This window comes from Dysgonomonas hofstadii (assembly GCF_014196915.1).
GTDB lineage: Bacteria > Bacteroidota > Bacteroidia > Bacteroidales > Dysgonomonadaceae > Dysgonomonas > Dysgonomonas hofstadii.
In genome coordinates this window covers 91768-115669 of sequence record NZ_JACIEP010000009.1, presented here as the reverse complement: position 1 = coordinate 115669, position 23902 = coordinate 91768, and the positions used below count along the sequence as shown (strand labels likewise).

Here is a 23902-nt window from a genome sequence, read left to right as displayed (position 1 = left end):
AGTATTTTTTTAATAGGGTATATTTATTATTTTATTGTGTTTATTCCATTAAATTGAGCTTGTTTTATTGCCCATGCCATAACGTTACACCACATTTGGGAGTTGTAAACATCATATTTTGTCGTACCGGCTCCATAATTTGGTTTAGGAATAGGAGCCATGGTATTGGTATTCCAATAGAACGGACAAATCAGATTACTTCCTCCCGGAACACCACTGGGAGAAGAAGTAAACCCACCGTCACCCACATATATCAGATTCAGTTTCTTATGCTTAAATGCTATTACATTGCCCGGGTCCGGGGCATCTGTACCCGTTTTGCCATAATCAGTTGCATAAGTGTAAATTTCAAGGTCTCCTACAGGCAGATTAGATAATGTCATAGCCCATGAGGCATCTTCTCCCCAATATTTGCCCCTGACATCACCAAACGGGCCGTTTAATATTTCATCGTTCACATTTGAGAAAGTATAAACGGAACCGCCGGACGCGCCAATTCCTTTCGTTTGTGTGATGGTTTGGTTTCCAAATAGTTGCCTGAATAATATCTGGGCTCCGCCATTGAGGTAGGGATTGGCTTCCCACATGCATACAACGACGCCACCTTTGTTCAGGTAATCAATTATTGAAGTTGCCAAGCCATTTATCGCTGTGATATAAACATCCTGAGTGATATATAGAATATCGGGCTTATTGTTTGCCAGCTCATCTTTGATTTGCTGTACTACCGAGTTGGCAACATCACCTGTAATGTCACTGATCACGAAAGTATAGTTTTCCATATCGGTTTTCACTATACTGGATTCATTTGTCCCAAAATTTGCAGGAGCGGTCAGCACCTTTCTGGCTCCCCCTCCTGCGGCAAGATTATAACCGAAAGTAGCATCGTGCCCGATGGTATATATTCTTTTTTTAGGGATAACCATAACAACCGTGGCATGGCATGTTGCCACAGATTTGCTGCTATTGGATGTTATAGTAAATTCTTTGTTGTCTAAACTTGTGGGTATTCCGTGTCCCATCAGTTTGACCGGCTGCGATATCCCCGTTATAAGCCCCGAATCCTTGAAATATATACCATCTACAGTATTGGTTTCGATGGTATATGTAGAACCTACCGCTTCAATATCTGCATTTAATGTGATGTCGATAAAATTAGTATTATCCAGTGGAATGTCAATTTTATATACGCCTTTGACACTGACCGAACTGCAATTCATCGTATATAGAGGTTTTTTCGAAGAATCTTCTATTTTTATACGTAAGGGATCGCAGGTTTCCAGCGAGTTACCATTGAACGATATCTTTATTAAATCTCCTTCAGAATTTACTGGAGTATAATCTATCGGCATGCCGGTGCCTGGTATCGTCAGATAGTAATAACCAGCAGTTAAAAACACACCTGAAGCAGTAAAATAATAGCCATTGTCAGGACTGGGCGCTGCTGTAATCGTGTATGCTCCTGCTTTCTTTACATGCAATGGCATTGTCATGTAGTTGGCTGAAGTTAATGCTACATTGCTTTGATATTGTCCCGTAAATGTAAGCGAATCGCAGTTTCCCAAAATTGCAGTGGCATTTCCCAGTTTTGTCTGGAAGCAATTCCATTTTTCCCCATCCCATTGGTTTAGTCCTAAGCAAAGCTCTTCATCATCATTCTCCGTAAGATTATAAACAATCAGTCCGGTATGGACTAGCTTTGCATCTTGATAATCCTGATCGTTGGCATCGACTATATCCTGGGCGACAAAGGGCAATAACTGATATCTTTTTTGCAATTCGACACGAGGTAATAATATTCCTCCTTTGTCTGCTGTGGCTCCGTCTAATGATGCTGAAACTTCCCTTGCTTTATCTTTAACTTGTAATGTGGCATATTTCTCGGGAGACTCTCCTAATCCTATCGTCACTTGTGAATAAGAATTCATGCTTCCTTTTATAAGAAGGAATAGGCTAAGTAGGGCAAATATTTTTGTCTTCATAATATTAAATTGTGATTGTTTATAAAATATTCAATGTCCCGGCTTTAATAAAAACTTTCCCAAGCTATTATTAAAAAAAACAAATAAAGACAAACTACCCGTGCTCCAGGACATTGAACGATTTTATATTTCTTATCATTATAGATAATATTGAGCTTTTATTCTATTAAAATTTAGTTCTGATTACTTAATTGCGTTGTATATATGTTGTTGGCAAATGTAAATAGAAAAGAATGATAGAGTCGATATAATACTGATAATCATAAATCTGGATGTATTCATTTATTGATTAAAAAGCTGACTGGCTTAAGGGTGATTTTCAATATATGTTACATTTGTGTGATCGAAATATTAATCCGGGCATTGGGGTTGTTTTTTTGACAAAATGGTATTATTGGTTTTCATATGTTTGTATTTGATACTCACATATAAACTTTGCGAATCAGTAGTTAAATTTAATCGTTCTATTATTTTTAACTACGCGCAATCGAAGATTGCTTGTGTTCCTTTTTCCCAAAGCCGCAAAAGGAACCAAAAACGCTTTGGTGGCTCATCCTTCGTGCGACCCGTTACAGGCTCAGGAGCTAAATGGAAAGATTGTCCTGCGGACGCTTTCCATTTCACGCCCCTCTCGCCTGACGGGTGCCCCGCACTACGGATCAATGCCACCGGGCAAAGCCACCTCAAGGCAGAGTAATCCTTGCCGTCGCATTGCGACTCCGGCATCCGTTCCGCAGGCGGGGCACCCAATCCGGCAGTGGAGGCGTAGAACAAAAAGCTGTCCGAGCTCAAGTATAAGATTCGTATTTAGCTTTGCTGATGAGCGAGTTCTTTTTGTTCAGCCGCAACGCCGGTTTTGGGTCGCCGGAGGAATGAAGCCTTGAAATACACGTTTAAGTGAGAGTAAAGCCAAGCTTGCTTGAAATTTACCGAACGTAGTGTATTCAATCTTAATTAGTTTTTGTAACTTTTTTATCAAGAAAAAAGTTGAAAGAAAACAAGCAGGCTGGCGCGTTAGTAATAATCCAACGATTAAATCTAACTACTGATTCGCATAAACTAAACTTATTTAATAAAAATCTTATATACTCAAAAACTTGTTGACATACTGTTGTCAAATCGGCATAATACTTTTGCATTGTAGTTAAACTAAAAATATTAGAATATGAAAATTAAACCTTATTTAGCCTTTAACGGCAATGCGGAAGAAGCACTAAACTTCTACGCCGGAGTATTTAACGGAACTGTCGGAGAAATCTACCGCTATGGAGAATATCAGGAAATGGAATGTCCCGCAGAATACAAGGACAAAATAATCCATTCCTGCCTCACCTTTAATGGCTGCACCATTAGCGTGGCAGATACAATGCCCGGTACAAAGGCCGATTTTGGTTCTTTAGGGCATACAATCACTGTATTTTGCGATACAGATCAACAACTTAAAGACATTTATGCAAAATTATCTGCCGGCGGACAAATAAAATGCGAACTTTGTCAGCCCGACTATGCTAAACTATATGCTGAAATTATAGATAAATTTGGCGTATCTTGGGCATTGATTATAGAATAAGATAACAGAGTGGATAAAGACTTAAACCGGATTGACCGCATATCGGCACTATTGGTGCAATTACAGTCGCGACCGATTGTTAAGGCTTCTGAAATGGCAGAACGTTTCGGGGTCAGCTTGCGTACCATCTATCGTGACATGAATACCCTGTCGGAAGCAGGAGTGCCTATATGCGGTAATTCGGGAGTCGGTTATTCTTTAGTTGAAGGTTACAGGTTACCTTCATTGATGTTCACAAAGGAGGAAGCGATGGCTTTCCTTACCGCCGAAAAGATTATCGAGCAGCTTACCGATACCCAGAACAGTAACTATTTTCGTCAGGGAATGGATAAGATCCGTGCCGCTTTGCGGGCAGTAGATAAAAAATATCTCTACGATATGGACGACTCCATTGCTGTGTACAAAAGCCGTAATGCAGGTGAAAGCCTGCCCAACCTGATGCAAGTAATATTGAGTAGTATAAATGAAAAGCTGATTATCGAAATAGACTACACCAATGCCGGTGACCATAAGAGTAGAAGGCCTTTGGAAGCTGTCGGTATCAGCTATTCGCATCCCCACTGGTATCTTTCGGCCTGGTGTCACTTGCGGAAAGAATACCGGATGTTCAGGCTCAACCGTATTGGTAATATAAAAATAACGGCTAACAAACATACGAAAGTACATCCGCCTTTAGACTCGCTTCTTGAATGCGATGCTCCTCAATGTCTGATAGAAGTGGTTCTGCATACGAGTAAAGAGGTGTCTAAGCATTTTGCCGACAGGTGCCATTATATGGGATTGACTGCGGAGAAAGAACTTGCAGATGACAAAATAGAACAAACCTTCATGGCTTACTCTCTCGAAGGCCTGGCAAGGTGGGTATTGGCAAATGCCGACACAACAACGGTGGTTAAACCTGTTGAAATAAAAGATATTATAAAACAAATCATTCAAAAATTAGACTTATGAAAATTAATAGTACAGAAATAAAGAATCTTGATCCGGTAAGAACAATTGCGATCTCACACATTGGAGATTATTCAGGTATTTGTGGCGCATTTGAGAAATTGGCCGGATGGGCAGGAGCAAATAATCTTTGGGCCGCTTCTCCCAAAATGGCTGGTGTTTACCATGATGATCCGGCTAGTACTCCTGCCGGAGAGTTGCGGTCAGAAGCCTGTCTGGAAAACCTTTCAGGCATTGAACCCGGCGAAGGAATGAAAGATTATACAATAAGCGGAGGCAAGTATTTCGTGATGCAGGTAGAGGTGACAATGGCTGAGTACAATGAAGCCTGGCAGAATGTATATACTGTTTTAAGTGAAAAAGGGTATGAATGTGACACCCGCGATCACTATGAACTGTATATGAGTTGCGCCGGTGATACACAGGATGCTGATGCTCCATGGATAGTGAATCTGTGTATTCCTGTGAAGTAAAATTCATTCATTTAATTTAGTAAGATAAGTAAAAGGGCTGTGCTATAAAACAGGTACAGCCCGAATTACAATATTGAGTCATTATTTTATAAGGGAGTGGGTATGATGGACAAAAAGGCTATAAAAGAACTGGCAATGTCTTTAGGTGCTGATGTTGTCGGAGTGGCGGCAACTGACAGATTTGCGAGCTCTCCGGAAGGTCATTCACCTGTCGATAAGTTTCCTGCATGTAGGTCAGTCATTGTTTTGGGGTGTACATTTCCCCAAGAAACTCTTAATTTGGATACGGTCTCCTATACCGCAATACGCAATGGAATGGTTGAAAAACTTGATTCGCTGGCAGAGCAACTGTCTGCGGAACTGAAAACGCATAAAGTCCGGACAAAAGTTTTTCGGTCGTTAGGTGGTAAATACGAAAAGAACGGTGGTTTTTACGGCAATATTTCGATGAAACATGCTGCAGAATTGGCAGGCCTTGGAGTTATAGGGCGCAATTACCTGTTGTGCAACGATAAATATGGTAATCTGTTATGGTTTAGTACATTATTGACAGATCTGGAATTGGAGTCGGATCCCTTGGTAAATTATTCTTTTTGCGAAGGATGCACTCTTTGTGCCGATTCATGTCCTGCATCAGCACTCGATGGTAAAGGTAATCTCGACGCAAAAGCCTGCCGCAAGACATGTTATATTGTGTCAAAAGGAGTTCTCGACCTGAAATGCTGGAAATGCCGTGAGGTCTGCCCTCAAAGATTTGGATATTGTTAATCTATTTTCAATAGATGAATTGCTTATTTTAATAAGGATAGGTTTAATATCTCAGAAAAGGAAATAGGATATGGCATAGCATAAAGATTTTCATAATCTTTCGAAAACCGGTTATAACTTATATTAGCTATGGAGCGTTTCCCCATATTTACGAGTGCGATACACTTTATAGCCAATGCCTTTTCATTAAGTTCGTCCATATTGAATATGGTATCTGCAATTTGTACAAGCAGTTTATTATCCTCTTTTATATTGGGCAATTCAGAGAGATTAAGGAGATTGTCGATAAGTTTATCCGAAATTTCTGCTTTGAACGGATCGAGCCATTCATAGCTACATTCCGGAAGAAAGGCTCCCCGTCCGGCAATAGCCACAAGTTCCAGAATCTGTTCCCTGTTTAAACTCTCGTTATGAAGCAAAGAGATAATCCTTATATAATCGCAATATATATCATCTCTTATTTCGATCCTGATATTATGAGGATTTGAAACTATTTCATATCCCCCCACGGCATCCAATATGCCTTTGAGTTTGCCTATATTCACAGCCCTGTTGTTATTTGCACTTTGTAGTTCCTTGTCAAACCACAATAAATCCCTGAGTAATCCGGTGCTAATACCCTTGCTGTCTTTTTGAGAGAACAATAGTAAAATAAGGAATAACTCTTTAAGCAATGGTGTGAAACGGAAAGAAATATCATTCCTCTCTTTGTCCAGTACCTCAAACTGTTTGAATAGAAAAACTGCACTTCTATCCACTTTTATTATTTCATTAATATCAATTTCGGGATGGAATATTATATTATCGTCCTCCGGGTCTGTCCCGTCAATAACAGCTTGCTGTTCCCGTTTCAGTATCTTCTGCTTTCTCTTCTTTATTATAATGTATGCAAAGATGAGAATATCTAGAATAACGATTATAATAACCCAAAGAAGAGTGGAATTACCACTTTCATTTATCTCTTTCTCTCCTGTAAGGTCAGGATCAGAGCTAATATTGGACAATTTTATAGAAGAAAGGGTATTCTGGTTTGTATTATATCTGTTATTAACAGTGCCCAGTACAATCTTATAATCGGTATGCGATTTCAGCCCCAGACGGTTTTCTATGAGCACCGTATCTTTTATGCCGATCGTCAATTGATCCGACTTCAGGTCGATAATGAAATTAAAAGGGATTACATTATTCAGGAATTCATCTTTCGATATGCCGATTGCATGTTTGGAAAGCTTATCTTTCGATATGATCAACAACTCGCTGGGAGTATCGTTTTGCAGGCTCAATATAACGTTTATTTCCTGTTTGTTTATATCTGTAATACGAACCAAATACTCCAAATATTGCTGATAACCTTTTTGAAGGGAAGCATCGAATGATAGTTTTATGCTGTTATTGAATCTGAAAAACCTATTTTTGTTTAATTCTATACCAGATACGGTTTCCTGTTCTATTTGCGTAGCTTTATCATCGGCAGACAGACCCATACCTGTTAGTAATAAAGTAAAAAATAATAACAGGCGAAGTATCGGTTTTTTTGAAATCATTATAATTGAAACTAGACTTAATCGTATAACAATATTAATACAAAAAAATGATTGTAACGGTATTTTTAGTAATTATATACATAAAAATTAAGATAAAATGGAGCATTAATAGACTTGTTCACGATTTATTAAGAGCTCTGTTTAACTGTCGGTATATATTTGTGATAAGAAATTTAAACTATTAATACCATGAAAAGATTTTTCTTCTGCCAACTCTTACTGATGGCCTTAGTCAGCTTTCTGACAACTTCATGTTCGACCAATGATGTTGATTTTTCTGACACAAGCGAAACCGATACGAATTATGAAATAAAAAATGAAGCATTCGGCGAATATCTATATTATTTAGGAGCTGCCGGAGTGAAGAAGGTGAAAGTAGATGTAAGTGGAAATGAAGTAACCAAATACTATGTAGATACAGTTTTGGCACTGAAACAAACAGAAGCGTTAAACCTGAGTAAATCGGCAAACTCCATTAGTACATTAGAAACTGCCGGATTGGCAACTGCAGCTATAAAGATCACTGATGTAGACGGCTTACAGTATTTTGTAAATGTTACAGGGCTTACTTTTACTTCTAACGAAATAGAAAGTATAGACCTGACCCGGCTGACCAAACTGCAGACACTAAATTTGAACAACAACTTTATAGGTTCGCTGGATTTAACTAAAAACACAGCACTGACAACCCTTTCTTATACAGCAAGCAGCAAAGCGACCGACACTCAAAAGCTTTCATCGATAGACCTGTCTAAAAATGTAAACCTGACATCGGTGGATCTTTCTAATCACCCGGGAGCACCATTTCCTATACCAGAGGCTATATTCAACCAGTTAACTACAGCTAAGGGTGTGACAATAGATGACGGAAGTGGTGAAAGTCAAGGTTATAAGATAGAGGACGAGGCGTTTGGTGAATATCTGTTATTCCTGAACGTGGCAGGTGTAACAGAAATAGTAGACAATACTTCAGGAACAGCTTACTATATCGATATCGAAGCGGCAAAAGCACAAACAGGAGAACTGAGCCTGAGCAAATCGGCAAATGCCATTAATACATTAGAAACTGCCGGATTGGCAACAGCTTCAACAAAGATCACAGATGTTGACGGACTTCAATATTTTATAAATATTACAGGAATAGTATTAACCTCCAACGAAGTGGAAAGCATTGATTTAACCAAACTGACCAAGCTGGAAACCCTCAATCTGAATAATAACTTTATAGGTTCGCTGGATTTAACTAAGAACACAGCACTGACAACCCTCTCTTATACAGCAAGCAGTAAGGCAACCGATGCCCAAAAGCTAACGACGATCGACTTGTCTGAAAACGTGAACCTGACATCAGTAGACCTGTCCAGTCATCCGGGAGCGCCTTTTCCCATACCTGCTGCTATTTATAACCAGTTAACGACCGCTAAAGGAGTTACGCCAGAAGAAGTTGCAAGTAATGAATATGAAATAGCAGACGAAGCATTCGGTGAATACCTGAAATATCTGAACGTGTCCGGAGTTAGTGAAAAAGAAGAGAATTCTACTTATAAATATTATATAGATATAGAAGCTGCTAAATCTCAAACAGGAGCATTAAATATGAGCAAAGCCGCTTCATATATAACAACATTAACTACAGCCGGAGTGCGTACTGCAAGTACAAAAATAAAAAATGTGGATGGTCTTCAATATTTCATAAATATAACAGGGATAACCCTGACATCTAATGAAGTAGAAAGTATAGACCTCACTGAACTCACAAAACTGGAAACATTGAATCTAAATAACAATTTCATCGGTTCTTTAGATTTGACTAAAAATACGGAGCTTAAGACATTGTCCTATACTGCCAGTTCGAAAGCAACCGACGCCCAAAAGCTAACGACGATCGATTTGTCTAAAAACGTGAACCTGACATCAGTAGATCTGTCCAGTCATTCGGGAGCCCCGTTTTCCATTCCGGCGGCTATATTCAATAATCTAACAACAGCAAAAGGTGTAGTATCCGAATAAATAAAATCTGATTAGTTATGACAATTATAGGAATAATATTATCCTTGCAGTTTATAATAATAGCAGCATACCTGTTATTTAAGAAATACCATCCGCAAGCTGTTCTTATGATTTGCGGGCTGATGATGGTCGGTATAGGTATGCTCATGAATTTTTCTGTTCCCGAACTCAACGAAAGCACGGGGTCAGCTTTTTTCGACCTTTTTCGCCGCATTCAGGAATCGATGATCGGCCGTTTGTCGGGCGTAGGGCTAATGATTATGGCGATAGGTGGATTTGTCGCTTATATGAAACATATAGGAGCCAGTGAAGCTTTAGTGTATATTTCCATGCAGCCTTTATCGGTAATGAAAAAGTATCCATATCTGGCTTCTATTCTCGTAATACCTATCGGACAGCTTCTTTTCATCTGTACACCGTCGGCAACAGGATTGGGTTTGCTTTTAGTCGCATCCATCTATCCCGTTCTGGTCGGACTGGGCGTAAGCCGTTTGACTGCCGTTTCGGTTATATCAGCATGCACGGTATTCGATATGGGGCCGGCTTCAGCTAACACTGCCCGTGCGGCAGAGCTTATAGGGAAGAGTAATGTAGCCTATTTCATCGAGGATCAGCTTCCTGTTACCATTCCGGCAACTATTGTACTGATGATAATATATTATTTCAGCAACAAGTATTTCGATAAGAAAGAAAAGACCGAGAAAGAAACCGTGAAAAAAGAGGACTTTAAACTTAATGCACCTCTTATTTATGCTATTCTACCGATATTGCCATTGATCCTGTTGATCATATTCTCCCGTTTTATAGAGCTCTTCCCCGATAATCCGATCATACTGGATACAACAACTGCTATATTTATCTCTGTGACCATCGCTTTCGTATTCGAACTGATACGTAAACGCAAGGCAAAAGAAGTATTTTCTTCACTCAAAATCTTCTGGGAAGGAATGGGGAAAGTCTTTGCAACCGTGATAACACTGATAGTTGCTGCCGAAATATTTTCAACTGGACTGATAAGCCTCGGATTTATCGACGGGCTGGTAGATATATCTACTCATCTTGGTTTAGGAGCAGTCGGTATAGGGATCCTTATCGCCGTTATTATTTTCCTTGCGTCCATGCTTATGGGAAGTGGTAATGCCTCGTTCTTCTCATTCGGGCCGCTCGTACCGGATATAGCTACAAAACTTGGGGTTAAAGCCGCGGATATGATCTTACCTATGCAGCTTGCATCGAGCATGGGACGGGCTACCTCCCCTATTGCAGGCATTATAGTCGCCATATCAGAAATTGCGGGAGTATCGGCTTTCGACCTCGCAAAGAGAAATCTGATACCATTGGTTACAGGATTGATCTTTATCCTTGTATATCATTCCATTTCAATATAAAAAGCTGAAAAACATGATGAAAATAATAAAGAACGCTAATGTATATACACCTTACTATATAGGACATAAAGATATATTGACAGGTGCAGGAAAAATATTACAGATAGATGATAAAATCGACATTAATCTTTCTGATGTGGAGATTATCGATGCTCAGGGCAAAATGGTATTCCCTGGTTTTATAGACCAGCACATTCATGTTACAGGTGCAGGCGGTCAAACAGGATATGCTTCTATGACTCCACCTATCGAAATGGGCGAACTCATTGCATGCGGGACAACTACAGTAATGGGATTACTGGGAACAGACGGGACAACAAAAAGCCTGCAAAACCTGTATGCAAAAATACAGGGACTGGAGCAGGAAGGTATTTCTACCTATATGTTGACCAGTTATTTTGCGTATCCGCCAATAACCATTACTGGTGATGTACGGCAGGATATAATGTTTGTAGATAAGATTATAGGCTGTAAGATCGCTATCAGCGATGAGCGATCTTCTTATCCAGATGCTAAAGAGCTGTTACGATTGTTAGGTGATATCCAAGTCGCCGGTCTCTTATCTCAGAAGAAAGCAATACTTCATGTACATCTGGGAGGACAAAAATCGGGTATGGCTCTCTTATTAGAGCTCGTTGAAAAATACCAGGCGCCTATCCGTCGCATATCTCCTACTCATGTAGGGCGTACCCGTCCACTGTTCGATGAAGCGATCCGTTTTGCCCGGTTAGGTGGTATGATTGATATCTCGACAGGAGGCACGAAATTCGATGAACCTTACAAGCAGGTGTTATTAGCTTTGGATCAGGGTGTATCTATGGATAACATAACCTTCAGTAGTGATGGGAATGCCGGCGTAATGATAAAGAATGAAGAAGGGGAAATTACAGGGTACAGGAAAGCTCCTATCGATCTTAATTTCAAACAGGTTGTCAAACTAATAAACGAAGGCGGCGTAAATACATCCGAAGCATTTAAACTGATAACAAGCAGTCCTGCTAAGAACCTGTCTTTGCCATACAAAGGCACAATAGCTGTAGGTAACGATGCCGACTTTTGTTTCCTCGAAGATGATTACACACTATGTGATGTTATTGCAAAAGGGGAAACGATGATGAAAGACAAGGTAATCCTTAAAAAAGGTACTTATGAAAAATAAAAAATCTAAATATATGAGAAACGTAACAAAATTAGTTAGCCTGTTACTGTTGCTTCTCCCTGCCCATCTGTTTTCTCAGGATGGCATCACTTTCGACAAATATACACTAGGCGAGGGTGTTACGATGAAGTCCAACAGCGAAAGTTATAGCATAAACCTGCGCGGATTTGTCCAGACTCAATCCGATTCGCGTTTTTACGAAGGAGGCGAAGATGATTCCCACCACCGCTTCCGCATACGCAGAGCCCGTCTTCGTCTATCCGGTGATGCATTCAGTAAAAAGATATCTTATGTTTTATCCGCTGATTTTTCAGAATCGCTGGCGGGCGAAGAAGAAGCCAACAGCATTCTTAAAGATGCCTACATAAGATACAATCCTGGATCGAACTGGAATATAAGTATAGGGCAGAGATCATTGGGTACAGACAGTCGTGAGATGACAATAGGCTCAAACACCCTTGCTTTTGTAGATAGAAGTAAATTGTCTTCGGCGTTCAGTACAATTCGTGAAGTAGGAGTTTTTGTTGAAGGAACTGTAAGGGTTGGTAACAATTCCTATCTGCGTCCTTCACTTATTATAACCGACGGTGACGGAAGTTTTTCGAAAGGAAAGCGTACCGGAGGCCTTAAATATGGCGGACGCCTCAACTATCTGCCACTCGGGCGTTTTCGTGAATTCGGAGAATTCCGCGGCGCTGATCTGGTTAGGGAATTAACTCCAAAACTGTCTGTCGGAGCAGCTTTTAGCTACAACAATGCAACTAGCGACCGCCGTGGGGGACGTACCACAGGGTCGATCATGTACCTCGATGAAAATGAGGAACCTTCTTTACCGTCTTACAGTAAACTGGTAGCTGATTTCATTTTCAAGTATAAAGGGTTTTCCATACTCGGCGAATATGCAAAAACATGGGCTGGCGTTCCTGATGATATAATGTATCGTGTACGCAACGACGGCACATTGGCTACAACATTCGAAGGAGGAGTAGAAGAATATGTAAAAGGGCGCATGATGCTCGGTTCGGGATTTAATATAGAAGCTTCTTACCTTTTCCCGCAGTTATTTCTGGTAGGTGCAAGATATACACACCTGAAACCGGATAAGGATTCGTATATGCATAATACGTTATACAACAACCGCCGTAATTTTTATGAAATATCGGCAGCTAAATATCTTACCCGTTCACATGCGGTGAAAGTACAGGCATCTTTTATTTATGCAGATGCAAGGGATGGCAGCCGTAATCTGCTCGGCAACGATATGGAAAATAAGAATGAGATGATATTTCAGACGCTTTTACAGGTTTCATTTTAAATACAAATACTATGATGAGACTAAAAATATTTTTTACGCTGTTTTGCATGGTTTCAGTAGCTATGGCACAGCAACCCGGAAAAATGATTAAGAAGTTCTTCCCTGCTCCTGATGTGGAGATAAATACGCCCTCTTTTCAGCAGAAAGGGTATATACATTACGAAGAACTGATAAAATATGTGGAAAAGACAATTGCAGGTAAAGATTATATTTCACTGCAATATATTGGAGTAAGCCAGAAAGGCAAGAAAATTCCCGCTATTGTATTCAGAAAAAATAAAAACGCAAAAGCAAAGGTTATGTTTACAGGCCGTGTGCATGGCGATGAACCCGGAAGTACGGAAGCTTTGTTATTCCTGCTGGACAGGTTGATAAATGATCCGGATGTATCCGGATACGCTGATAAACTCGATATCGCCATTCTGCCAATGATAAATATAGACGGGGGAGATAAGCTGAGGCGACAGACAGCAGGCGGGCTCGACCTGAACAGAGATATGAGTAAACTGGCAACACCCGAAAATCAGGCTTTACGCGGGTTTTTCAATGACTTTGCACCAGATGTGGAATTAGATCTTCACGAATATAATCCTTTTCGGGTTGACTATCTTAAATATGGTAAATTCGGGGTGTCGGGTTATGCAGACGTTATGTTTTTATATTGTGAAAATCCCAATTATCAAAAACCTCTGAAGAATTTTGTCAGCAAAACGTATCTTCCATTGTTGGAAAATGCATTGGATGAAAATAACCTTACTCATTGTAAATATTTCACCTCCAGTGAGCAAAACGGTGAAGTCCATTTGAACATGGGTGGAGGCAGTCCCCGCTCTTCTGCGACGGCATTTGGTTTGGCCAATACAGTATCGTTACTGATAGAAGTCAGGGGAACTAATATAGGTAAGGCTAATTTCAAGCGTAGGGTATATACAGCCTACCTGATAGCCCTTAATACATTGAAAACGGCCGATGAAAAAGCAGCGGAAATCAGATCTGCAATAAAGAAGTCTACAGAAGCAAACACAGACATTATCGTTACCCAGCGCCGGACAGAAGAACTACGCACAATACCATTCATTGATATTCATGAAAATAAATTGATCGATGTGGAAATCCCGGTACGGGATGTTGCAAAACGCAAAAAAGGGATTGTAAGGAAAAGACCATATGCATACGCACTGATGCCAAACCAGACCATTTTAGCCGATAAGCTGAGGGATCTGGGAATATCGGTAGAAACGTTAGATGATGCCAAAAGTATAGATGCAGAAGCATATATTATAAAGGATTACAGGGAAAGTGAAGAAAAATTTGAAGGTTTTTACGAACAAATTGTAAAAACAGATATTATACAGAAGAAGTTTTATTTACCCAAAGGTTCATTCATTGTAAAGATGAACCAGCGCAACAGCAATCTGGCGGCAATGGTTCTTGAACCCGAAGCCGAAAACGGATTTGTACGCTACCATCTTCTACCGGTAAAACAAGATGAAGAACTACCTGTATACCGGATTATGAATAACTATTAAATCGAAAAAACAAAACACTATAATTATGAAAAAAATATTTATTATATGTATTTCAGTTCTGATATCAGGAGGTATTTTCGCACAGGGGAAATCTCACGGAAAAGCAGACTTCAGGCTGGGAAATGGTCTGGACATACAATTAAATGATGGCGATTACACATTCAACCTCGGCGGATTTATACAAGCTGGAGCGCAATACCTGAAAGATGAAGGCTCTAAGGCCGAAAACCGGTTCGATATAAAATACGGTTATCTTTCGCTGGCTGGAAATGCCAAAAAGGAGAAGGTAAGCTTCCTCTTACAACTCGATTTTGCAGATAGTAAGCCTTTGCTGGATGCTTGGATCGCTTATAAGCCGATTAAATTCCTGACGATCAGTGCAGGGCAAAAGCAGACCTTTACCAATAACAGGGAAATGACATTCCTCGAAAACAGGCTGTCGATGGTTGATCGCAGCATTATGAGCCGCAATCTGGCTAGTACAGGCCGCGAACTGGGATTGTTTCTGGAAAGTGAGTTCATGTTGGGAAACGTTGGTATATTACCTCAATTTGCTGTAACAACTGGTGACGGGCGTAATTCTTTTGGATCTAGCTCTACCGATGTCGATAAAGGTGGTTTGAAATATGGCGGACGTTTCGATATAGCTCCTTTGGGAATGTTTACCCCGGGAAACGATAAGATAGGTGCCGATCTGGCTCACGAAAAGAGTCCTAAGGTCAAAGTCGGTGTGGCTGGAAGTTATAATTCGGGTGTAAGCAACGCTTTTGGAGAAGGGCACGGTGATTTCGCCCTGTACACTGCCGAAGGAAAAGAAAAATTACCGGATTACCGTAAATTATATGCTGATATCATGTTCAAATTCCAGGGATTCTCTTTATTAGGCGAATATGGTAATACGTCTGCTACCCGCATTAAAGGGCTTCATACAGCAACTAACGGAACAGGGGAATTACTTCCCGGTGACATTAGTTCTTTCCTTTACCTGGGCGATAGCTATAATATACAAATGGGTTATGCCCTGCGTAACGGATTTGCTTTAGACCTCCGTTATACCAAGATCAAGCCCGAATATGAAGACTCAGAATCAGTACTGAAAGATGTGAGCGCTTACGATGTTACCCTTACAAAATATTTTGTCGATAACAGGTTGAAAATACAAGGTGGTTTTTCGTACCTCGATTATAAAAAAGAAAACAATATAAGAAACCATATACAGGCAGAGCTTTTGTTACAGGTAATATTTTAAATAATAATAAATCGATAATAACCATCATTAAATACTTAATTGATAAGTAATGAAATATATATTTCACGTCATATTATTCTCTGTCTTAATGCTATTCTCGTGTAGTAACGACGATGATGGAATAGATAATAATCCCGGAGGTGTAATAACAAATGGTAACGGTAGATTCGAATACAGTTCATACACTCCTTTGAAAGACAAACCTGTGAATATCTATTATTCGATAAGCGATGGCGATATGTCTACAATGCCGGTTATCTTTGTTTTCCCGGGAACCAACAGGGATGCGGATAATTACATCCTTCCCTGGACAGAGATATCAAAGGACCACCAATGCATGGTGTTTTCAATCGAGTTTCCCGAGAAATATTATACCAGCGACGAGTATATCACAGGAAATGTTATTGACAAATCGGGGGCATTTGTCGATAAGGAGAAATGGACTTTTTCACTGATCGAACCTCTTTTTGAATATATCAAATCGGAGACCGGAAATAAAAATGCTAAGTATAACCTGTTTGGACACTCGGCCGGCTCGCAGTTTGTACACCGGTATGTATTATTCAATCCGAATGCAAAAATAGATAAGGCTGTTGCTGCGAATGCTGGCTGGTATACAATGCCGTTGTTCAATGTCGAATTTCCTTACGGATTGAAGAACACACAGCTCTCGAGAACAGATGTAATTTCAGCATTAAAAACAGACATGACTGTTCATCTGGGGGAAAAGGATAATGACCCCAACGACTCATCGCTACGTACAACATCTGAGGCAATGGTGCAGGGAGACCACCGTTATGCCAGAGGACAATATTTTTATGAAAACAGCGAAGCAATGGCAGAGGTGAGTGGGTATCAATTCAACTGGAAATTACGGAAAGTTCCCAATGTAGCCCACGAGCAGGCGGCAATGGCAAAAGATGCGGCGAGCATTTTCTTCGATTAATTAATAATAAATACTAGTCAGTTTCAACATACATTTCCCCTGTCCGGATATTAATAAACCGGACAGGGTATAGAAATTATATATTTATTTCGAACAAAAACCTTATATTATGTCTAAAGTAACAAGAGATGCAGCGCTTAAATACCATGCATCAGGAAAACCCGGGAAAATAGAAGTAATACCGACAAAACCACATAGTACGCAGACCGATCTCTCCCTGGCTTATTCACCGGGAGTCGCAGAACCATGTCTGGAAATAGAAAAAGACCCTCAGACCGCTTATGACTATACAGCAAAAGGAAATCTTGTCGCTGTAATATCGAACGGAACAGCAGTATTAGGGCTGGGGAATATCGGCGCATTGGCCGGTAAACCTGTAATGGAAGGTAAGGGCTTGTTATTTAAAATATTTGCGGGCATCGATGTTTTCGACATAGAAGTGGACGAAACCGATCCTGAAAAATTTATTCAGACAGTAAAAGCCATCTCTCCAACTTTCGGCGGTATCAATCTTGAAGATATAAAATCTCCCGAGTGCTTCGAAATAGAAAGACGGCTCAAAGAGGAATTGAATATTCCTGTGATGCACGATGACCAGCATGGAACTGCCATCATATCGGCGGCGGCGCTCCTGAATGCTCTTGATCTTGCAAACAAAGACATCTCGAAAGTCCGTATTGTGGTTAACGGAGCAGGAGCTTCGGCTATAGCTTGTACCAGGTTATATATGAAATTCGGGTTACGCAAAGAAAATATCATTATGTGTGACCGCAACGGAGTACTGAATACGAGACGTGGCGACTTGGATGAATCGAAAATATATTTTGCGGCAGACACCCCATTCGATACATTAGAAGATGCTATCAAGGGTGCTGATGTCTTCATTGGGTTATCAGTAGGGAACGTGCTTAAGAAAGAAATGGTACAGACCATGAATGATAACCCAATAGTTTTTGCTCTGGCAAATCCTGATCCCGAAATTTCTTACGAAGATGCCATGGCTTCGCGCAATGATATTATTTTCGCCACAGGACGATCCGATTATCCTAATCAGGTAAACAATGTACTGGGCTTTCCATACATTTTCAGGGGGGCACTCGATGTGCGTGCTACGACAATAAACCTGGAAATGGAACTGGCTGCTGCAAGAGCTATTGCTCAACTTGCAAAAGAGCCTGTGCCCGACGTCATAAATACGGCTTACGAGCTCAAGCGTGTCAGTTTCGGTAAAGAATACATCATACCAAAACCAATGGATCCTAGACTTTTGACAGTTGTATCTTCTGCTGTGGCCAAAGCGGCAATAGCTACAGAAGTCGCCCAGCGAAAGATTACAGATTGGGAGGCTTACGAAAACAGCTTGTCTGATATGTTAGGCTATAGTAATAAGCTGATACACAGGTTAACCAATCTGGCAAAAAGTTCACCTAAGCGTGTTGTATATTGTGAGGGCAATCATATCAATATGATGAAAGCCGCTGTGTTTGCATTAAAAAGCCAGATATGCCAACCTGTTTTATTGGGAAGCATAGACAGGATAAATAATCTGGCTAAAGAAAACGGATTGGATCTGACCGGCATAGAGATCATCGATCACCGTTGTATCAGAGAAGATACACGCCGGTCACATTATGCCAGGATATTAAGTGAAAGAAAATCACGTGAAGGTATTTTTTATCAGGAAGCATTCGAAAAGATGAATGATCGCAATTATTTTGGTATGATGATGGTCGAGACCGGAGATGCAGATGCTGTGATAACAGGTATATATAGCCAGTACAGGGATTTTGCACGGACTGCCCTCGAGGTTATCGGTCTTAAACCCGGATACAATCATTTTGCAGCAATGCATATAGTACAAACAAGGCGCGGACCTTACTTTTTAGCTGATACATTGATCAATCGCTGGCCAAATGAAGAAGTACTAAGAGATATAGTCAGGCTAACGCACGAGTCTGTCAAATATTTTGCAACAGACCCTGTTATGGCAATGCTTTCTTTCTCCAATTTCGGAACAGAGGACGATGGCACACCTAAAATAGTTTCTGATGTAATAAAATATTTCCACGAAAATTATCCTGAGTATAATATTGATGGTGAAATGCAGCTGAATTTTGCAATGAACAAGGAACTGAGGGATGAAAAGTTTCCATTTAATACGATAAAGGGAAAAGAGGTGAATACACTGATCTTTCCCAATCTTAGCTCTTCTAATATAGCAAGTAAATTACTTATAGAATTGGGGATAGGTGGAGAAAGCATTGGCCCTATCCAGATGGGATTGCGCAAATCCGTACATTTTATGGATGTGGAAAGCCCTGTGAGGGATATTATCAATATCACTACGGTCGCAGTGGTCGAAGCTATAGTAAGTAATAAGGAGAAAATTTAATAGTTAAACAAAGATATAAGGATTATAATTGAGTAATCTTTATATCTTTCATATAACTATCCTTTTCTGTATAAAATAGTATTTCTATTTGGAGTAAGATAGTAACCGTTGTTCTCCCTCCAGCTGGCGGTATTTTGTCAGGTCCTGAGTACATTCTATAACTCCAAGATATTCTCCTTTTCCGTTTCGTAGAGCAATATACTCTATATAGACAAACATACCCTTGAAATTGATCCAGAAAGCTGCTTTCGACTCTTTACCACTTTTAAAGTCAGATAAAATCTGTTCCACAATATGAACGCTTCCCGGCGGATGGCAGAGCTGGACATCGCGCCCGATAATTGCTCTGTTTCGGTCGAATATACGATGTTCGCCCAGCGAGAAAAAACGTACTTTATCATCCTTATCTACAAAAGTTATATCCATAGGCAGGTATTTAAAGAATGTACTCAGTTCCTCGATACTGAAACTGCCGGTAGGCAGGACTATGCGGCCGGTTCCATTCATGTATTCCACATCGCTTACAGTTGTATCATCGATATGCCATTCGTTTTTAGGATCATAAATGCAGAACCCAATTTCGGGACTTTGTTTATATATCTGCAACCATTCATCTTCGGTCAATGTGTCCATTGTCATCGGCAGCAGTATTTCTTCCTCTTTCATTATCATGCCTTCTACTGCCGACAATGCAGGTTGTATGGCATAAGCTATTGCTGTACGCAATTCATCTGCGGTTACTTCATTATTTACATTAATGGCCTCATGTGCAGCTTTCAATAATTCGCGGGTTTCGTCATGTTTTCCCCACATCACCTTAGGAGGACCCGTTATTCCATGTTTCTCAAGAAACGGGAATAGCAGATATTCTTTGCGTCTGTAATGCTTATCTACATCCGAAAGCTGGTTAAGTAGACCTTTCAGGTTTATCAGATATTTTTTCACTCCTTGGCTTTCAATATCTTTTAGTTGCGAGAACATCTCCCTTATCTGGGCTATTACTTTAGTTAGTTCAATGTTCTCTTTTTTTAATGTATCTACAGGGTGTCCGGCAGGTACGCCTTTTTGTGCAGAGGTATCTATACTGCCATCGAGAACTGCGGTATGTATATCACAAAATCTGAGGACCTCCTCTTCGGGTAATCCTTCTGCGATTAGTTCCTGTTCGACAATTACCACCTCATTGTAGGGAATGGTGCGCAACAGTTCTACTAATCTGCTTTTCACTACATCGGGGGCTTCACCTTTGTGTAACTGCAAGATAAGGTGTTTTAGAAGGTCTCTCCTGTGTTGGGAATTATTGATTATTTCGCTCATAATAGTATCTTATAATTATAATTTTATGACAATAGCAGAAATAATATGTTGATAATTATCATCTGCTTCTAGTTTAATACAAAAATACATGTTCTGTCATTAAAGAAAACGTCACAAATGTTACGCTTTGTATGGTTTCTCGTAAAAAAAATGATTTCACATTTACCCTTTGCTCTTTTTTAATTGTCTTCTATTATAGAAGCATAACCATAATTTAATAAATGAATAATACATGAAAAAGTACAGATTGATTTCTCTTTTACTTTTAATTTCAGGTTTCTCTTCCGCCGTAATTGCCCAAAAACAATATAATCTAAAGGCGCCGGCAGGAATACTGCAGATAGATATAAGCATCGGACAATCAGATATAGTTTATTCTGTCAGTCACGGGAAAGACCTGATGATTGATAAATCTCCTGTATCTATGACATTGGGTGATGGAACTACTTGGGGAGTTAACCCGAAAGTATCTAAGGTTACAGAGCGGCAGGTCGACGAAGACATAAATTCACCTATCTACAAAAAGGCAACAGTCCGGAATCAATTTAATGAATTGACCATCCGTTTCAAAGGCGATTACAGCATCATATTCAGAGCCTATAACGATGGAGTCGCTTATCGTTTTGTGTCGGATAGTAACTATCCTTTTATTGTACAAAACGAACAGGCCACATTTAATTTCCCTTCCGATACAAAAGCATATATTCCTTATGCCCGTGGGCGTAAGACTGAAAAGTTTGAAGACCAGTTTTTCGGAAATTTTCAAAATACATATAACAATATCAAACTATCGGAATGGGATACACAGAAAATTGCATTCTTGCCGTTGATCGTAGAAGGTGCGAATGGTAAAAAAATATGTATTACAGAGTCGGATCTGTTAAATTATCCGGGAATGTTTCTTCACAATTCCGATAAAACTACCTCCTTGAAAGGAGTATTTGCTCCTTATCCTAAAGAAGTCGTACAGGGGGGACATAATAAACTCCAGGGGATCATAAATTCCCGCGAAGAGTATATAGCAAAAGTTGAAGGTAAGACGAATTTTCCCTGGCGGGCAATTATAATTTCTGAAAATGATGCGGAATTACTCAATAACGATATGGTGTATAAGCTGGCGACCCCTTCTCAGATACCGGATGCATCATGGATCAAGCCCGGAAAGGTAGCCTGGGACTGGTGGAACGCCTGGGGGCTGTATAATGTTGATTTTCGTGCGGGAGTCAATAACGATACCTATAAGTATTATATTGATTTTGCATCCCAACATGGTATCGGGTATGTTATCTTAGACGAAGGATGGTCGGTCAATGGAGAGGCGGATCTTTATCAGGTAGTACCCGAAATCGATCTGGAAGAACTCATTGCATATGCGGCAAAACGTAATGTAGATATCATTCTTTGGGCCGGTTATTATGCATTCGATAAAGATATTGAAGGTCTTTGTAAGCATTACGCCGCAATGGGAGTCAAAGGGTTTAAGGTCGATTTTATGGACAGGGACGATCAATCCATGGTTGATTTTCACCATCGTGCTGCCCGCATAGGGGCAAAGTATAAAATGCTGATGGACTTTCACGGGTCATACAAACCGACAGGATTGCAGCGGACATACCCTAATGTAATAAATTTTGAAGGAGTATTTGGCCTCGAAGAAATGAAATGGTCTGATACGTCTGTCGATCAGGTGGAGTATGACGTAACCGTACCGTTCATCCGTATGGTGGCAGGCCCTATGGATTATACTCAGGGAGCTATGCGAAACGGGATAAAGAAAAACTATTATCCGATCTATTCCGAACCGATAAGCCAGGGGACACGTTGCCGGCAATTGGCTCAGTATGTTATTTTCGAATCTCCCTTAAATATGATGTGTGATAGTCCGTCCAACTATATGAAAGAAGAGGAATGCACCCGTTTTATAGCTTCCATACCTACTGTATGGGACGAAACTAAAGCCATAAACGGAGAAATAAGCCGATATGTGACTATTGCACGCCGGAAAGGAAATACATGGTATCTGGGTTCGCTCACAAATTGGGATAACCGGGAAATAGTGATCGACCTCTCCTTCCTGGATAAAGGAGAATATGAAGCAGAAATCTTTCGGGATGGGATAAATGCAGACCGTATAGCCAGCGATTATAAAAGAGAAATCATAAAAGTATCATCAGATCAGACTATAAAGATAAACATGGCTCCGGGAGGCGGTTATATTGCAAAAATATCAAAGGTCAAATAGGGATTGTAGTTGATCTTGATAAAAATCTTATTAGCATTCCATCCAAAAATGGTGTGTCACAAGTAATTTTTACAATCTTTCAGGTCGTATATTTTACTTGTGGCACATTACACATTCCTTTGGATATTTTAGATTTAGTTCTACTGTTTTCTAAAATGAATATCTTCCGCTTCATTTCGTGCAGACCTCATCAATACTATCTTCGTAGTCTAAGCTAATTTATATCACTCAACGACTAATAAAACATTAGCTATATAAGACCTACTAAAGAACGAACATCTGGAAGTGCAGTGAACTAAACAAAACTGTAATATATAAATAACAGGCTTTTAACTTTTATGTTTAGACAACGAATTTATATTTCTATATATTTGTAACTTATGTCCGGTTAATGAATAATTGTAATTAATAAGCATAAAGACTGTGTGTTACAGCTTTCAAACTATATAGATGTGTACTGAAAACGAGATTATAAAAGGGCTCAAATCGGGGGATGAGGATGCATATAAGTATTTGTATGATTCTCATTATGGCGCGTTATGCCTGTATGCAGCTCAATATGTAAAGGATTCGTTTATCGCTGAAACAATTGTTGGTGATGTTATATTTAATATCTGGCAGAAGCGGGAGGAACTAAATATTAATTACTCGCTCCGAAGCTATCTGGCTAAGTCTGTAAAAAACCAGTGTTTAAACTATTTTGTCAGGCAAAACCGTCTGGAAGAAATAAAGTCGGAACTGAAAACCGAAATGAAGCTCAATGAGGCATATTATGAAGGCGAATATACATATCCCTTATCAAGAATAATAGAGGAAGAGCTCGACCTGAAATTACAGGATAGCCTGAATAAACTACCTGAGCTGACACGGAAAATATTTGAACTTAGTCGTTTTTCCGATATGAAGTATCAGGAAATAGCTAAAATTACCGGATTATCAGTTGATAGTATAAAATATCATATAAAATCAGCTTTGGCAAAGCTACGGGATGACCTGAAAAATTGCTTTATAACCCTGTTTTTATTATTTTTTCTATAAAAATTACACTTCTCATTTACCCTTCTCCCTTT

At 39.8% G+C, this 23902-nt stretch carries 18 protein-coding genes; 14 read left to right on the top strand and 4 right to left on the bottom strand.

From position 1 onward, the window contains the following. Window positions 1–26: 26 nt before the first annotated feature. On the bottom strand, window positions 27–1982 hold the full coding sequence (locus GGR21_RS13225) for a hypothetical protein (RefSeq protein ID WP_246348076.1): 1956 nt from the start codon (window positions 1980–1982) through the stop codon (window positions 27–29). A 477-nt stretch (window positions 1983–2459) separates the two neighbouring features. Beyond that, window positions 2460–2774: a hypothetical protein gene (locus GGR21_RS13220; protein WP_183307710.1), complete on the bottom strand. Its 315-nt coding sequence runs from the start codon at window positions 2772–2774 to the stop codon at window positions 2460–2462. A 373-nt stretch (window positions 2775–3147) separates the two neighbouring features. Here GGR21_RS13220 and GGR21_RS13215 point away from each other — a divergent pair, with 373 nt between their 5' ends. The 4 genes from GGR21_RS13215 (at window position 3148) to GGR21_RS13200 (ending at window position 5741) form a co-directional block, all read left to right on the top strand. Beyond that, on the top strand, window positions 3148–3552 hold the full coding sequence (locus GGR21_RS13215; RefSeq protein ID WP_183307709.1) for a VOC family protein: 405 nt from the start codon (window positions 3148–3150) through the stop codon (window positions 3550–3552). Window positions 3553–3561: 9 nt separating this feature from the next. Next, window positions 3562–4503, top strand: a complete 942-nt coding sequence (locus GGR21_RS21050) for a helix-turn-helix transcriptional regulator (protein WP_183307708.1) — start codon at window positions 3562–3564, stop codon at window positions 4501–4503. Continuing rightward, on the top strand, window positions 4500–4973 hold the full coding sequence (locus GGR21_RS13205) for an AraC family transcriptional regulator (protein ID WP_183307707.1): 474 nt from the start codon (window positions 4500–4502) through the stop codon (window positions 4971–4973). The genes GGR21_RS21050 and GGR21_RS13205 overlap by 4 nt, the downstream gene beginning before the upstream one ends. 102 nt (window positions 4974–5075) lie before the next feature. After that, a complete protein-coding gene (locus GGR21_RS13200; RefSeq protein ID WP_246348075.1) occupies window positions 5076–5741 on the top strand; it encodes a 4Fe-4S binding protein in 666 nt (221 codons plus the stop codon). A gap of 23 nt (window positions 5742–5764) precedes the next feature. Here GGR21_RS13200 and GGR21_RS13195 read toward each other — a convergent pair whose 3' ends face one another. After that, window positions 5765–7285: a hypothetical protein gene (locus GGR21_RS13195; RefSeq protein WP_183307706.1), complete on the bottom strand. Its 1521-nt coding sequence runs from the start codon at window positions 7283–7285 to the stop codon at window positions 5765–5767. A 189-nt stretch (window positions 7286–7474) separates the two neighbouring features. On the opposite strand from GGR21_RS13195, the gene GGR21_RS13190 reads away from it, so the two are divergent. The 8 genes from GGR21_RS13190 (at window position 7475) to GGR21_RS13155 (ending at window position 19273) form a co-directional block, all read left to right on the top strand. Continuing rightward, complete coding sequence (locus GGR21_RS13190; protein WP_183307705.1) at window positions 7475–9295, top strand: leucine-rich repeat domain-containing protein; 1821 nt, start codon at window positions 7475–7477, stop codon at window positions 9293–9295. Between the two features lie 17 nt (window positions 9296–9312). Then, window positions 9313–10683, top strand: a complete 1371-nt coding sequence (gene dcuC / locus GGR21_RS13185) for a C4-dicarboxylate transporter DcuC (protein WP_183307704.1) — start codon at window positions 9313–9315, stop codon at window positions 10681–10683. A 13-nt stretch (window positions 10684–10696) separates the two neighbouring features. Further along, window positions 10697–11842, top strand: a complete 1146-nt coding sequence (iadA, locus tag GGR21_RS13180) for a beta-aspartyl-peptidase (RefSeq protein WP_183307703.1) — start codon at window positions 10697–10699, stop codon at window positions 11840–11842. After that, a complete protein-coding gene (locus GGR21_RS13175) occupies window positions 11832–13157 on the top strand; it encodes a porin (protein WP_183307702.1) in 1326 nt (441 codons plus the stop codon). Before iadA ends, GGR21_RS13175 begins: the two co-directional genes overlap by 11 nt. Before the next feature lie 11 nt (window positions 13158–13168). Beyond that, window positions 13169–14686, top strand: a complete 1518-nt coding sequence (locus GGR21_RS13170; RefSeq protein WP_183307701.1) for a M14 family zinc carboxypeptidase — start codon at window positions 13169–13171, stop codon at window positions 14684–14686. A gap of 25 nt (window positions 14687–14711) precedes the next feature. Beyond that, window positions 14712–15935, top strand: a complete 1224-nt coding sequence (locus GGR21_RS13165; protein WP_183307700.1) for a porin family protein — start codon at window positions 14712–14714, stop codon at window positions 15933–15935. 49 nt (window positions 15936–15984) lie between these two features. Then, window positions 15985–16881, top strand: a complete 897-nt coding sequence (locus GGR21_RS13160; protein ID WP_183307699.1) for a hypothetical protein — start codon at window positions 15985–15987, stop codon at window positions 16879–16881. 109 nt (window positions 16882–16990) lie between these two features. Next, window positions 16991–19273, top strand: coding sequence for an NADP-dependent malic enzyme (locus GGR21_RS13155; RefSeq protein ID WP_183307698.1), 2283 nt, complete (start codon window positions 16991–16993; stop codon window positions 19271–19273). Window positions 19274–19357: 84 nt separating this feature from the next. Here GGR21_RS13155 and GGR21_RS13150 read toward each other — a convergent pair whose 3' ends face one another. Further along, the gene (locus tag GGR21_RS13150; protein ID WP_183307697.1) at window positions 19358–20590 is read right to left on the bottom strand and encodes a DUF438 domain-containing protein; all 1233 of its coding nucleotides are present in this window, start codon (window positions 20588–20590) and stop codon (window positions 19358–19360) included. Window positions 20591–20822: 232 nt separating this feature from the next. Between GGR21_RS13150 and GGR21_RS13145 the strand changes: the two genes are divergently transcribed. Next, window positions 20823–22832 (top strand): glycoside hydrolase family 97 protein, encoded by a 2010-nt coding sequence (locus GGR21_RS13145; RefSeq protein ID WP_183307696.1) that lies wholly within the window; start codon window positions 20823–20825, stop codon window positions 22830–22832. Between the two features lie 450 nt (window positions 22833–23282). Continuing rightward, a complete protein-coding gene (locus GGR21_RS13140) occupies window positions 23283–23870 on the top strand; it encodes an RNA polymerase sigma-70 factor (protein WP_183307695.1) in 588 nt (195 codons plus the stop codon). Window positions 23871–23902 lie beyond the last annotated feature (32 nt).

Bases quoted from the DNA above. Each gene is read 5' to 3' on its own strand.
- GGR21_RS13225 (WP_246348076.1), bottom strand. From the start codon at position 1,982: ATGAAGACAAAAATATTTGCCCTACTTAGCCTATTCCTTCTTATAAAA.
- GGR21_RS13215 (WP_183307709.1), top strand. From the start codon at position 3,148: ATGAAAATTAAACCTTATTTAGCCTTTAACGGCAATGCGGAAGAAGCA.
- GGR21_RS13205 (WP_183307707.1), top strand. From the start codon at position 4,500: ATGAAAATTAATAGTACAGAAATAAAGAATCTTGATCCGGTAAGAACA.
- GGR21_RS13200 (WP_246348075.1), top strand. From the start codon at position 5,076: ATGATGGACAAAAAGGCTATAAAAGAACTGGCAATGTCTTTAGGTGCT.
- GGR21_RS13195 (WP_183307706.1), bottom strand. From the start codon at position 7,285: ATGATTTCAAAAAAACCGATACTTCGCCTGTTATTATTTTTTACTTTA.
- GGR21_RS13190 (WP_183307705.1), top strand. From the start codon at position 7,475: ATGAAAAGATTTTTCTTCTGCCAACTCTTACTGATGGCCTTAGTCAGC.
- dcuC (WP_183307704.1), top strand. From the start codon at position 9,313: ATGACAATTATAGGAATAATATTATCCTTGCAGTTTATAATAATAGCA.
- iadA (WP_183307703.1), top strand. From the start codon at position 10,697: ATGATGAAAATAATAAAGAACGCTAATGTATATACACCTTACTATATA.
- GGR21_RS13175 (WP_183307702.1), top strand. From the start codon at position 11,832: ATGAAAAATAAAAAATCTAAATATATGAGAAACGTAACAAAATTAGTT.
- GGR21_RS13170 (WP_183307701.1), top strand. From the start codon at position 13,169: ATGATGAGACTAAAAATATTTTTTACGCTGTTTTGCATGGTTTCAGTA.
- GGR21_RS13165 (WP_183307700.1), top strand. From the start codon at position 14,712: ATGAAAAAAATATTTATTATATGTATTTCAGTTCTGATATCAGGAGGT.
- GGR21_RS13160 (WP_183307699.1), top strand. From the start codon at position 15,985: ATGAAATATATATTTCACGTCATATTATTCTCTGTCTTAATGCTATTC.
- GGR21_RS13155 (WP_183307698.1), top strand. From the start codon at position 16,991: ATGTCTAAAGTAACAAGAGATGCAGCGCTTAAATACCATGCATCAGGA.
- GGR21_RS13150 (WP_183307697.1), bottom strand. From the start codon at position 20,590: ATGAGCGAAATAATCAATAATTCCCAACACAGGAGAGACCTTCTAAAA.
- GGR21_RS13145 (WP_183307696.1), top strand. From the start codon at position 20,823: ATGAAAAAGTACAGATTGATTTCTCTTTTACTTTTAATTTCAGGTTTC.
- GGR21_RS13140 (WP_183307695.1), top strand. From the start codon at position 23,283: ATGTGTACTGAAAACGAGATTATAAAAGGGCTCAAATCGGGGGATGAG.